This is a genomic window from Mucilaginibacter tolerans, from assembly GCF_030519375.1.
Lineage (GTDB): Bacteria > Bacteroidota > Bacteroidia > Sphingobacteriales > Sphingobacteriaceae > Mucilaginibacter.
This window is the reverse complement of sequence record NZ_JAUMKB010000021.1, coordinates 43,098-55,197: the sequence shown is the minus strand read 5'-3', so window position 1 is coordinate 55,197 and position 12,100 is coordinate 43,098. Positions and strand designations below refer to the sequence as shown.

Annotated in this window: 10 protein-coding genes; 4 read left to right on the top strand and 6 right to left on the bottom strand. The window is 42.8% G+C overall.

What is annotated here, in order from left to right; genetic code table 11:
* Positions 1-8 precede the first annotated feature (8 nt).
* The 3 genes from Q3A68_RS20835 to Q3A68_RS20825 all read right to left on the bottom strand — a co-directional run bounded on the left by Q3A68_RS20835 (position 9) and on the right by Q3A68_RS20825 (position 2,991).
* Positions 9-974 carry a TolB family protein gene (locus tag Q3A68_RS20835; protein ID WP_302903068.1) on the bottom strand — a complete coding sequence of 322 codons (966 nt, stop codon included), beginning with the start codon at positions 972-974 and terminating at the stop codon, positions 9-11.
* A 145-nt stretch (positions 975-1,119) separates the two neighbouring features.
* The gene (locus tag Q3A68_RS20830; protein ID WP_302903067.1) at positions 1,120-1,668 is read right to left on the bottom strand and encodes a hypothetical protein; all 549 of its coding nucleotides are present in this window, start codon (positions 1,666-1,668) and stop codon (positions 1,120-1,122) included.
* 171 nt (positions 1,669-1,839) lie between these two features.
* Positions 1,840-2,991, bottom strand: a complete 1,152-nt coding sequence (locus tag Q3A68_RS20825; protein ID WP_302903066.1) for an NHL repeat-containing protein — start codon at positions 2,989-2,991, stop codon at positions 1,840-1,842.
* A 110-nt stretch (positions 2,992-3,101) separates the two neighbouring features.
* Here Q3A68_RS20825 and Q3A68_RS20820 point away from each other — a divergent pair, with 110 nt between their 5' ends.
* Entirely contained in the window at positions 3,102-4,730 is a 1,629-nt protein-coding gene (locus tag Q3A68_RS20820; protein WP_302903065.1) for an ABC transporter substrate-binding protein, read from the top strand.
* 108 nt (positions 4,731-4,838) lie between these two features.
* On the opposite strand, the gene Q3A68_RS20815 is transcribed toward Q3A68_RS20820, so the two are convergent.
* The 3 genes from Q3A68_RS20815 to Q3A68_RS20805 all read right to left on the bottom strand — a co-directional run bounded on the left by Q3A68_RS20815 (position 4,839) and on the right by Q3A68_RS20805 (position 8,576).
* Positions 4,839-5,441: a hypothetical protein gene (locus tag Q3A68_RS20815; protein WP_302903064.1), complete on the bottom strand. Its 603-nt coding sequence runs from the start codon at positions 5,439-5,441 to the stop codon at positions 4,839-4,841.
* Positions 5,442-5,765: 324 nt separating this feature from the next.
* Positions 5,766-6,092, bottom strand: coding sequence for a hypothetical protein (locus Q3A68_RS20810; protein ID WP_302903063.1), 327 nt, complete (start codon positions 6,090-6,092; stop codon positions 5,766-5,768).
* Between the two features lie 216 nt (positions 6,093-6,308).
* Positions 6,309-8,576, bottom strand: coding sequence for an aconitate hydratase (locus tag Q3A68_RS20805; protein WP_302903062.1), 2,268 nt, complete (start codon positions 8,574-8,576; stop codon positions 6,309-6,311).
* 378 nt (positions 8,577-8,954) lie between these two features.
* Between Q3A68_RS20805 and Q3A68_RS20800 the strand changes: the two genes are divergently transcribed.
* From Q3A68_RS20800 to Q3A68_RS20790, 3 genes are all read left to right on the top strand, one after another.
* Entirely contained in the window at positions 8,955-9,557 is a 603-nt protein-coding gene (locus tag Q3A68_RS20800) for a GIN domain-containing protein (protein WP_302903061.1), read from the top strand.
* A 117-nt stretch (positions 9,558-9,674) separates the two neighbouring features.
* Positions 9,675-10,421, top strand: a complete 747-nt coding sequence (locus tag Q3A68_RS20795) for a hypothetical protein (RefSeq protein ID WP_302903060.1) — start codon at positions 9,675-9,677, stop codon at positions 10,419-10,421.
* 18 nt (positions 10,422-10,439) lie between these two features.
* On the top strand, positions 10,440-12,098 hold the full coding sequence (locus Q3A68_RS20790; RefSeq protein WP_302903059.1) for an IPT/TIG domain-containing protein: 1,659 nt from the start codon (positions 10,440-10,442) through the stop codon (positions 12,096-12,098).
* Positions 12,099-12,100: the final 2 nt, after the last annotated feature.

The following is a 12,100-nucleotide window of genomic DNA, read 5'->3' as shown; positions in this document are numbered from 1 at the left end:
ACCATGATTTATTTAAGCCAATTTATATCCAATTTCACCCAATAAATATCATCCCACCCATTGCCTGGACTGGTAAGCACGTCTTTCAATTGCTGATAATTTTTTGTTGACCCGTCTTTAAACGATTTATTTAGCCGGTTGCTGGTAAACATCAGGTAGTGTTTATCCCAGGTCACAAAAGGACAATAATCCAGGGAGGCTGAATTAAAGGGTGACGGCAAATGTTTTACAGGCATCCAGTTACCTCCCTTATCCTTATGACTAATGTACAAATCGCCGCCACCCATATCGTCAGGTCTGCCATAGGATGAAAAGATGATAAACTGTTCATCCGGATCAACAAAAGCATTGAATTCATCGTATTTTGTATTGATGTTTTCGGGCAGACTTTCCGGTTTGGCATATTCCGGGCCTGTCCACTTACATACTACGATATCCTCACTCCCTTTACCATAATCTGCTTCGACTGTAATATACAGGTTACCGCTTTTGGTGATGGATGGATAGAATTCATTTTTAGCAGAATTAACCACCGTACCCAAATTCTCAGGTTCACCCCATTTCCCATTTGATAGTTTCTTTACCTTCCAGATATCAAAATCTTTAGCTTTATCGCCGCTTAATGGTCTGTCAGAAGAGAAATAAATAGTCTGCCCATCCGGAGAAAAGGCGGCTTCCAGGTCGCGGTAACGACCAGAGAATGACGCTACTTCCGGCATGGACCATTCACCATTCCTCAAAATCAGGTGTAAAATGGTGCTGCTTGCAAAACGGGCCTGCTGAAGGGTAAAAAATATCTCGTCGCCTTTGGGCGATATGGTGAAATCGCGGCTACTTAAACCGTTGGATAAAATACCTTTTGCGAAAAGTTCAGGAGTATCAGTAGGGAGCTGTCCACCCGGATATTTCACCTGGGCAACAGCTCCGCTGAAGAATAATGTAAAGACAAATAAATTAACTGATCTTATTATCATGCATCTACAGTAGCCTGATCAAATATACCTCAGCTAAGTAAGCCAACAATCACCCTATCGGGGGGAATTATAAAGAATAATGACGCATCAAGTGACCATTCTGACTTGAATAGAGTCAATACAAAAATTGAAAATCCAAGTTTTATCAGGCGTCCTGCTCTCCGCGCGATTCTTCGGGCTGAAGCGAACCGAACAGTTTTTGAAGTTTGCGAATCTGCCGCTGGCGATTAAAGAATTCATCCATCAAGTAAGCCGGGATGAACCCCCCAAGCCAAAAAGCCAAGACAAATAAGTTAGACATGCCCCTGTATAGAAACCATGATGCCATTGCGAAAAAGATAAATCCTAAAATGGCATAATAGTTAGCCTGCCTCACTTTTAACTGATAGCCTTTTTCCTTGAAACCATGTTTAAAAGGGAAAGTAAATAATGGGATAAAAAGGAAATAGAAAAGATTTTTCTCCGCAAATGCCAGATCGTGAGAAATATTATTTTTGATATACTTGTTAAGCTTTTCTAACTGCTTGAACTTGTACTTTTTGATCTCCTCTTCTGATATGCTCCGACTCGCCAGCTCTTCAAAAGCTACAGAAACGGCTAATTCTGTATAACCGAATTTATTGTCAATAATTTCCATGAGCTTCTCAGTTGGAAGCATAGCATAAATGCCCTTTAATTCATCCTTTGAAACCATTGAAAATCAGGCGATTTAGTTTATAATTGTTGGTGGTTATATCAAATGTAGACTTTACACTTTAATTTTCCTAATTAAATCTACTTTTTTGATAGAGTTTTCCATTGACATTAACTATTGGATAACAAAATAAATTCAGCGCGAAACAAGAAAGTAAAAGAGATCAGACATTTATCTGATTTTTTTCGGTTTCGCAACAGTTGTTATTGAACCGAAATGACGGGCTTTTGATATAGTAGTCACAGAGCCTGAAGAGGTTATCTTGCGAATCAGGTTATTATTTTCGTCAGCCACATAGATATTGCCGGATTTATCAACAGCGATGCCGGACGGGGTATTGAAACTTGCAGCATTACCTGCACCATCATTTGCTCCCTTTGAGCCGCTGCCTGCAATTGTAGTAACAGTGCCATCAGGCGTTATTTTACGGATCAAGTTATTGCCCGAATCGGCCACATAAACATTTCCTGCTGCATCTACAGCTATCCCAAAGGGTGAGTTAAAGCTTGCTGAAGTGCCTGTGCCGTCGCTCTTTCCGGGCTGGCCGCTCCCGGCAAATGTACTCACCTGCCCAGCCGGAGTAATCTTTCTTATCAGATCATTACCATTATCGGCCACATAAACATTTCCGGTGCCATCAACAGCCACAGCTTCGGGTAAATTAAAGGTAGCTGCCGTATCCAGGCCATCATCGGCCCCTTTAGCACCTGAGCCTGCCAGGGTGCGCACTATTCCCGCCTGGGTTACCTTCCGTATCAGGTTATTTTCATAGTCGGCCACATAAACATTTCCGCTGCCGTCAACTGCCACACCCAAAGGTGAATTAAAAGTAACTGAATCCGCAACATTGGATGAACCTGCTATGCCTGTACCCGCAAATGTGCTCACCATGCCTGCTGTACCAACCATCCTGATCAGGTTATTACCGGCATCAGCTACATACACATTACCCGCAGCATCCGTAGCAACGCCAAAAGGCTTATTAAAGGTAGCAAGGCTATCGAATCCATTTGTTGAACCCTTCACACTACCTATCCCTGCAAAAGTAGTTACCAAGTCAGTAGTATCCATTTTGCGGATCACGTTATTACCTACATCAGCAATGTACAGGTTACCGCCGGCGTCCACAGCCAAACCGAAGGGATGATTAAATTTCACTGCTTTCCCGGTACCATTTACCAAACCTGCAGTATCCCTACCTGCCACTATAGTGCTGTCTGTAACATGGGAAGGCGACAAAAGCTCCTGCTTACAGCCGATCACACCGCTCACAAAGACGATACAGAGAAAGATAATAAGAAGTTTTAGCGAAGATCTGATCATCCGGGTATTTAAACGCGTGCTTCAAATTTAAAGTTTAAATATCTATCATTCCCCTGCAATAATCAATAATTCACTAATTCAGTCATTCAATAATTAATATCTTAGCCATAATGAATAAACTGATCTTCTTTTGCTGCGCGTTATTGCTTGGGCTATCGTCATGCCATAACAGCGATCTATCCAAAGGAAAGACGGTTTTCAATATCAACCTCGATGAAGGCCTTACCTCACTTGATCCGGCCTTTTGCCGTAACCAAAATACTACCTGGATGGACAACCAGCTTTATAATGGCTTGGTACAGGCAGATGACAGTCTGAACATTCGGCCCTGTATTGCCAGAAGCTGGCGGGTATCAACAGATGGGCTAACCTACACGTTCCATTTACGCAATGATGTTTATTTTCATGACGACCCATTGTTTAAAGATGGCAAAGGGCGAAAAGCAGTAGCATCGGATTTTGTATACAGCTTTGGTCGGCTCATCGATCCCAAAATAGCCTCCTCCGGATCATGGATATTTAGCGATAAAGTGGAGAGCATGCAATCATTCACCGCTCCCAACGACAGCACTTTTATTATCAAACTAAAACAACCCTTTCCGCCGTTACTGAGTCTGCTCACAGCTCAGTATGCTGATGTTGTTCCGCATGAGGTGGTTGATTATTATGGTAAGGATTTCCGGAATCATCCGGTGGGTACAGGACCCTTTAAATTCAAATACTGGAAAGAGGGTGAGGTAATAGTGTTGCTGAAAAATGAACGATACTGGGAAAAAGATAAAGATGGTAGCCCTATGCCACATCTCGACGCTATACGCGCAACATTTATTGGCGATAAGCAAACTGCCTTCATGGAATTCGTGACGGATAAACTCGATTTCCTCAATGATATAGACGGTAGTTACCGCGATGACATCCTCACCAAATCTGGCCAGATTACACAAAAGTATAAAGGCAAATTCATTTTAAATTCCGCACCGCTGCTCAATACAGTTTATCTGGGTATGCTGGTTGATAGCAGCCTGCCTATTGTGAAACACTCGCCGTTAAAATTGCTTAAGGTGCGCCAGGCTATTAATTATGCTATTGATAAGCAAAAGATGATCAAATACCTGCGCAACAGTCTGGCTACACCAGGCAATGCAGGCTTTATCCCGACAGGGATGCCCGGCTTTGATCCCCAAAAGGTGAAAGGCTACAACTACAACCCCGAAAAGGCCCGCGAGTTGCTTGCCGAAGCCGGCTTCCCTAACGGTAAAAACCTACCCGATATTCTGCTCACCACAACCATTGGCTACCGCGACCTGATAGAATACGTGCAGGGGCAATTGGATCAGATAGGTATACATACGCGTGTAGAGATTACCCAGGGGGCGAGCCTGCGCGAACTGGTGTCCAAAAACGGAGTTAATTTTTTCTATGGATCCTGGCTTGCTGATTACCCTGATGGCGAGAATTATCTCTCGGTCTTTTACTCCAAAAACAAAATACCATGGGGGCCTAACTATACCGGTTTTAACAATAAGAAATTCGATTACCTGTTTGACGAATCGTACCATGAACCGGATAAAACCAAACGTTACGCCTTATACCAGCAGATGGATAACCTGGTAATGGAACAATCGCCGGTAGTGATACTATATTACGATAAACTGGTGAACCTGTACCAAAACAATATTACAGGGTATAGTAAGAATGCGCTGAATTTGCTGGTATTGAAAAGGGTAAGGAAGAAGTAAGTGGTCAGTTGGCATTTATGAGTTGACAGTAAAAGCAGCGGTATCATGCTCATAGTTGGATTAACTGAACCCAATCAACCACGCAACCCCATCAACTGAAATTAACAATTACTCGCCCGTAGTAGCAACAACTTCGGAAGGCGCGAGTGAAAGGTTTTTGAACCGTTTGACCATCCGTGTTTTTGTTTCACTGTCCAGGTGTTTGTCTTTAAACATACTTACCCACATTCTTCCTTGTACGGTGGCAAAGAACAGTCTCAACTGGCTCTGAAATTTCACGCGATTATAATACAGGTATCCCCAGCCGCCATCGGGCAGGGCATCGCAGCTGTAAGAGTCCCATTGCTCACCTGTTACCGTATGCCACGGGATTACGATGATGTCATTCAACAACGCAAAAGCTACATCGCCCACTTTTAAATTATGCGCCGCACAGGGCACACGTATGTTAGCTTCGGTACTGTCGCTGATCATGTCGATCAGGTAAGGTATTGCTGCTGTGTCCAATGCCAATACTTCATGATAGGCAGGGTTCTCTTTCCTGAACCGGGCATTGATACGCTCCTCTTTTCGCCATTGCTGGGAGCCAAATTGCCCATAAGGCAAATATCTTAAGTGCCGTACATCCCGCTCCACAATTTCTTTCACCTGACTAAAACCTTCAGCACTGCTCAGAACAAGCGAAATGAGTAATAAAGTTCGGTTAAACATGTTAATAAGGTTGAAGCCCGAATATAGTAAAGAATAATCTGAATTTTACAATAGTTTAATAAAATATTTTCAGCAGAAACTCTATAATTACAGGTTAAGGATTAATAAGTTATAAGCACTATCTAAAGTTCATTTTCGTCAATAATTATATTTATTTAACTCGCTGCTTATGTGTGTTTTAACACCCAAAATCAACAAAAAAATCACAGGTGGCAGGCAGCAAAAAAGGTGTAAAAACGTTGGAATTTTTATACCGGTACTAGCCATAGGAAAACAAAAAGGCCCTCCAAAACGGAAGGCCCGGCTTGTATATTGAGAAAAAATCTATTGCTTTTCGTATTTCAGTGCGTCAGCATTTACAATATCCGATGCAGATTTATTGCCATTATTCACTGTATTTCCGGTGATTACAATGGCATCGGCGCCAATAGTTTTACCGTATGCTGTAAGTTTTGCTTTAATACTATCCTGTTTCATCACATTGGGAATGGTTAAGTGCCCGATCACCTTATAGGGTTGCCTAACATCATGGGTTGAATAAAACAAATCGACCGAGGTAGTTGGCGGAAATTTATCTCCAAAATAAGAAGGCTGCAATGCTGCGCATGCTGCTAAAAATACAATACTGATGATAAGCAGTAAGTTTTTCATGGCCGAAGGGTTGTAATAAAGCTAAGACTTACTTGTTACCAGAAAGTTTAAGTGAGATTAAGTAATGATTTTATTACAATAGAGCCAAAAGCAGAAAGACGAAAGCAAAGCTATTTACGTTTTCTGCTTGGACTTTAAGAGAATAAAAAAGCCTCCTCCTTTCGGGGAAGGCTTGTATAAAATGATGCTTTTAGCCTTCGTCTTTAAGCTTTCAGCTTAGTTAGCCATTTGTTTGCGAATGATATTCAGCGCACCACCTGCCTTGAACCACTCTATCTGCTGTGCATTGTAAGTGTGGTTTACGGCAAATGAATCGGTAGAGCCGTCTTTATGGTGCAGTACTACAGTTAGTTGTTTGCCAGGCGCAAAGGTGGTTAATCCTTGGATATCGATGGTATCATCTTCCTGAACTTTATCGTAATCAACCGGATCAGCGAAGGTGATACCCAGCATACCTTGTTTTTTCAGGTTGGTTTCGTGGATACGTGCAAATGATTTTACCAGTATGGCACGCACACCCAGGTGACGAGGCTCCATCGCAGCGTGCTCACGTGATGAACCTTCTCCATAGTTTTCGTCGCCCACTACGATAGTACCTATGTTATTGGCTTTGTAATCGCGCTGGGTAGCAGGTACAGGACCGTATTCGCCTGTAAGCTGGTTTTTCACGCTATCAGCAGAACCGTTAAAGTAATTAATAGCGCCGATAAGCATGTTGTTTGAAATATTATCCAAATGCCCGCGGAATTTCAACCACGGACCAGCCATCGAGATGTGATCTGTAGTACATTTACCTTTCGCTTTGATCAGCAGTTTTAAACCGCTTAGGTCGATGCCTTCCCATGCAGCAAACGGATCAAGCAATTGCAAACGGGCAGACTTAGGATCAACCTTCACCTCTACCTTGCTGCCATCTTCTGCTGGAGCCTGGTATCCTGCATCTTCAACTGCATAGCCTTTTATCGGCATTTCGATACCCTGCGGCTCATCCAGTTTTACCTGCTGGCCTTGCTCGTTAGTCAAAGTGTCAGTCAACGGGTTAAAAGTCAAGTCACCTGCAATAGCAAATGCAGTTACGATCTCGGGCGATGCCACAAAAGCGTGTGTATTGGGGTTACCATCCTGGCGTTTAGCAAAGTTTCTGTTGAATGATGTGATGATAGAGTTTTTGCGTGTCGGATCATCTGTATGACGTGCCCACTGACCAATACACGGACCGCAAGCATTAGCCAGCACCACCCCACCCATTTCGGCAAAAGTACCCAGGTAACCGTCGCGGTCAACAGTGTAACGTACTTGTTCTGAACCCGGAGTGATTGTGAACTCTGCTTTGGTTTTCAGATGCTTGTCAACCGCCTGTTTAGCAATAGATGCCGCACGGGTGATATCCTCGTAGGATGAGTTAGTGCATGAGCCAATCAAACCAACCTCCAATGTAGCAGGCCAGTTATTTTCCTTTACGGCAGCAGCGAATTTAGAGATAGGCCATGCCAAATCCGGTGTGAACGGACCATTTACATGCGGTTCCAGTTCGCTCAGGTTGATTTCGATCACCTGGTCAAAATATTGCTCAGGATTAGCATAAACCTCAGCATCCCCGGTTAAATGTTCTTTTATAGTATCTGCCAATGCCGCAATTTCTTCACGTTTTGTTCCTCTCAGGTAGACAGCAGCTTTCTCATCATAACCAAATACCGAGGTAGTAGCACCTATTTCGGCACCCATATTACAGATCGTACCTTTACCGGTTGCTGAAAGCGATTGTGCACCTTCGCCAAAGTATTCAACAATAGCGCCTGTACCACCTTTTACGGTAAGGATACCGGCCACTTTCAGGATCACGTCTTTAGCAGATGTCCAGCCAGATAACTTACCAGTCAGTTTTACACCGATCAGTTTAGGGAATTTAAGTTCCCATGGAAGACCAGCCATTACGTCGCAGGCATCGGCGCCGCCAACACCAATTGCGATCATACCCAAACCACCTGCGTTAGGTGTATGTGAGTCTGTACCGATCATCATACCGCCCGGGAAAGCGTAGTTCTCCAACACTACCTGGTGGATGATACCTGCACCCGGTTTCCAGAAACCGATACCATATTTATCAGATACTGATGCCAGGAAATCGTACACTTCCTTGTTGGTATCTTTTGCAGTGTTTAAGTCAACCTCAGCGCCAATTTTAGCCTGGATCAAGTGGTCGCAATGCACGGTAGACGGCACAGCCACTTTAGGGCGGCCAGCCTGCATAAATTGCAACAGGGCCATTTGTGCGGTGGCATCCTGCATCGCCACACGGTCAGGAGCAAAGTCAACATAATCCACTCCGCGGGCAAAAGCCTTGTGGGCATCCCCTTCAGAAAGGTGGGCGTATAATATCTTTTCGGTTAACGTAAGGGGCTTGCCGGTCGCTTTGCGGGCAGCAGCCACGCGGGTGCTGTAGCGATCGTAAACCTTTTTGATCATATCTAAATCAAAAGCCATTGTATTGATTTTTTGGGTAAAAAGTAAACGAATTCGGAATGAAAGCTCATAATTGAGTCAATGCCGCGAATTTATAAAAATTACAGCTAAAAGGTGTCAGTATTTTGTTTAAATGTAATTTGGAGGGGTTCTAAATTAGTGAGTAGAGATTAGAGGTCAAAGATTAGAGATTGGTTGATTGCATCCTTACTAATCTCAAATCACTAGTCAACTTGACTCGTCCGTCCGCTTACGCGCGAAAACTGTACGATAGCGTACATCTGCAAAAATCACTAAATTTTATTTTATTGAAAATCAGACAGTTGATTAATAGGTATAAATTTTGGCATACCCCAGCCAAATGAACAACAATTAATTCAACAGTAAAATATCAATAAAATGAAGAAGTCAATTTTAACCCTCGCAATAGCAATAGCAACTGTACTGGGCATCAGCCAGTCAGCATTTGCCGGTACCAAAGACCGTGACGCAGTTACCGTATTAACCGAGATCAGCAACATCAACAAAATCGAAGTACATGGCAACGTTGAGCTATATCTGTCGGATGGTGCAGCAGATCAGGTAAAGGTTTATAACAAGTATTATTCTGAAAACGCCCTGGTGCAAAATCAAAATGGTGTACTTAAAATTTCGTCGTACAAAGCCGAAAAACTGGTAGTTTGGGTTACGGTAAGCGACCTTTTCAGCTTATCAGTTTATGACAATGCGCAGGTTAAATCTTTTGGTAAATTATCTGCTCTTGAGCTTAACTTGAACCTGTACAACAATGCATCGGCACAATTAAACCTGGATGCTTACGCAGTGAATGTAAAATTAAACGACCGCGCTAAAGCAGATATTGAAGGCACTACTACTGAAGCTAATTTGGCTTGCGACTATTCAGCCTTCCTGAACATCAGCAATCTGAATAGCGAACATTTGGTTAAGAAGGTAGTTGCAGACCCTTACACCGGCGAAAGCAACCCGACGGTAGCCTTATAATTTTAATTCCAAAGGGTGGCTAATATTGAGCTCGATTTAAACTTTATCAAAAAAAAATTTCATTGTAATATAATTCGATCTAATTATATCTTTGCGTCCGAATCTTATTACATGACAATGAAAAAGACCATACTTATCCTGGCAAGTGTATTTGCCACCCTTGGAGCTTACGCTCAAACCACAAAAGTTGACACCGAAAAAAGTTTAAAACCAACCACCAAAAGCTTAACCACTGAACTAAATGTTAATCCTTTTAACGGACAGATCAGCCTGAACAACTCTCTCAACCAGATCAAATTCAGGTATTTTGTTTCGCCCTCTGTTGCGCTGCGGCTTGGGTTTAATGTCAGCAAAATTGACTCAAATATCAACGTAAATAATCCTTACGGCACCAACAGTTATTTTAATAACGACCAGAAAAAATCAACTACAGTTGGAGCAAATTTTGGTATCGAAAAACATTTTGCCGGCACTAAAAGATTGTCTCCTTATATCGGAGCGGATTTCTCAATAACGGAAAGATCATCGAGCGAAGTTAGCAGTAACAGCCAATCGACAACAACCGTCACCAATGCATGGTATTACACTTACTATAACGGCAATACTACCGTCACCCAGATAGCACAGCCCGGATACACAAAATACGGTTTAAATTTATTTACCGGTTTCGACTTTTATATCGCCAGGCATTTCTTTGTTGGCTATGAGTTTAATTACAATATTTCCAGAACAAACTGGAAGGAGATCAGCGTTGTTACGACTCCGTCAAATGGCGTTAATAACGGCAATGCTTCTGTAAAAAACACAAACACAACATTTGGCCCAAGCCTGATAAATGGCATTAGATTGGGATACTCATTTTAACTTAAAACCTAAACTTAAATGAAAAAGCGCTCAACTTGCCTCAGCATAATTCTATTGCTTTTGGCATCAATTCAATTTCACAGCTGTAAAAAGGATAAAAGTGCAGATCCACAGGTACAAACAACTGCAGTAACCGCTCTTGCACCGGGCAAGGTTTTGCTCAAAGGGAATATTGTTAGCACAGGCAGTTTTAAAGTATTAGACTATGGATTTGTCTATAGCACATCAACATCCGGGATCAATGAAACGGTAGGCACAAAAGTTTCTTTAGGACAAAACCCCCAGGCTGGCCCTTACAGCAAAGAGGTAGATGGAATTACTATTACTAACAACTATTCACCCATGATATATGTCAGAGCGTATTTAACCAATGAAAAAGGAACAGCTTTTGGCGCACTCACCTCTGTGACTTTGCCTTCGCCCTCGGCAAGCAGCGTTTCACCGGCAAGTGGCAGGTCAGGGGATCAAGTTACTATAAACGGCCAATTTTATTCCGCCTCCACAAGTGATGTTAAAGTAAGCTTTAATAATGTTCAGGCAACAGTAGTATCGGTATCGTCAACCCAAATTGTTGCTACAATCCCCTCTGGCATAAACGCCTCCGACAATACCCAGATCCCGGTACAGGTAACTGTGAGCGGCCAAACTTTCACTTTACCTTACAGCTTTACTATCCTGGCTAATTTCAAAGATTATTCGCCAAAATCCGGACCGATAGGCACTGCTATAACTTTCACGGGCGACAATCTTCCGGGTTATTACTATTCTTCCAATTACACCGTGTCATTTGGAACTATTTCTCAGAATGTTGGTTACTACTCGTCTCAGGCAACCGTGCCTTACAATGTTACCACCAATAATTTTCAGATCTCGGTTACAGACTACGGAAAAACCTTTATTTTACCAGGAACCTTCAGCGTGACTGCTCCGACTATTACTTCTCTGGCTCCTGGCTCTGGCCTGGCTGGAAGCACTGTTACGGTTTCGGGCACAAATTTCCCGACATCTTATGGAAACATCAGTGCAACTTTAGGAGGTGTTAGTGTCAGCGCCAATGTGTATAGTAACAACCAGTTTTCATTTACGGTTCCAACAAGCCTGGCCCCGGGAAGCTATTCGTTTGTTTTAACAGCGGGCCCTAACAACGTGACAGCTCCGCAGAAATTCACAGTGGTAGCCCCATCAATATCAAGTTTTGCACCTACATCCGGGCCGGTAAACAGTCAGGTTACGCTAACCGGAACCTTCGTAGCAGGTCAATATTATACCGTTAATTTGGGTTCGTATAGCACTTCGGCTTATGCATCTTCATCAAATACGCTTATTGTAACCGTTCCTTACGGAATCAGCGGCGGCGCTTTAAAAATTTCTGTCGTTATTGGAGGCCAAACGGTAACAGCTCCCGGGACATTTACGGTTGCAGTTCCTACTATTACCTCATTTTCTCCTACATCAGGTGTAGCCGGAACGGTTGTGACAATTACAGGAACAGGATTTAATTCTACTTATGGCGCAGGTGTCAACTTTGGATCAATTAATGCCAGCGTATTAAGTGTTACAAGTACCACAATTAAGGCAATTGTTCCATCTAATACAGGTAACGGCGCTATGAAGGTCACAGTTACTTCAGGCGGTCAAACAGTGGTAAGCACAGATAACTTTACAGTTACGAATTAGAA

Coding starts and splice junctions, on each gene's coding strand:
- Q3A68_RS20810 (WP_302903063.1), bottom strand. CDS start 6,092: ATGAAAAACTTACTGCTTATCATCAGTATTGTATTTTTAGCAGCATGC.
- Q3A68_RS20830 (WP_302903067.1), bottom strand. CDS start 1,668: ATGGTTTCAAAGGATGAATTAAAGGGCATTTATGCTATGCTTCCAACT.
- Q3A68_RS20795 (WP_302903060.1), top strand. CDS start 9,675: ATGAAAAAGACCATACTTATCCTGGCAAGTGTATTTGCCACCCTTGGA.
- Q3A68_RS20790 (WP_302903059.1), top strand. CDS start 10,440: ATGAAAAAGCGCTCAACTTGCCTCAGCATAATTCTATTGCTTTTGGCA.
- Q3A68_RS20835 (WP_302903068.1), bottom strand. CDS start 974: ATGATAATAAGATCAGTTAATTTATTTGTCTTTACATTATTCTTCAGC.
- Q3A68_RS20825 (WP_302903066.1), bottom strand. CDS start 2,991: ATGATCAGATCTTCGCTAAAACTTCTTATTATCTTTCTCTGTATCGTC.
- Q3A68_RS20805 (WP_302903062.1), bottom strand. CDS start 8,576: ATGGCTTTTGATTTAGATATGATCAAAAAGGTTTACGATCGCTACAGC.
- Q3A68_RS20815 (WP_302903064.1), bottom strand. CDS start 5,441: ATGTTTAACCGAACTTTATTACTCATTTCGCTTGTTCTGAGCAGTGCT.
- Q3A68_RS20800 (WP_302903061.1), top strand. CDS start 8,955: ATGAAGAAGTCAATTTTAACCCTCGCAATAGCAATAGCAACTGTACTG.
- Q3A68_RS20820 (WP_302903065.1), top strand. CDS start 3,102: ATGAATAAACTGATCTTCTTTTGCTGCGCGTTATTGCTTGGGCTATCG.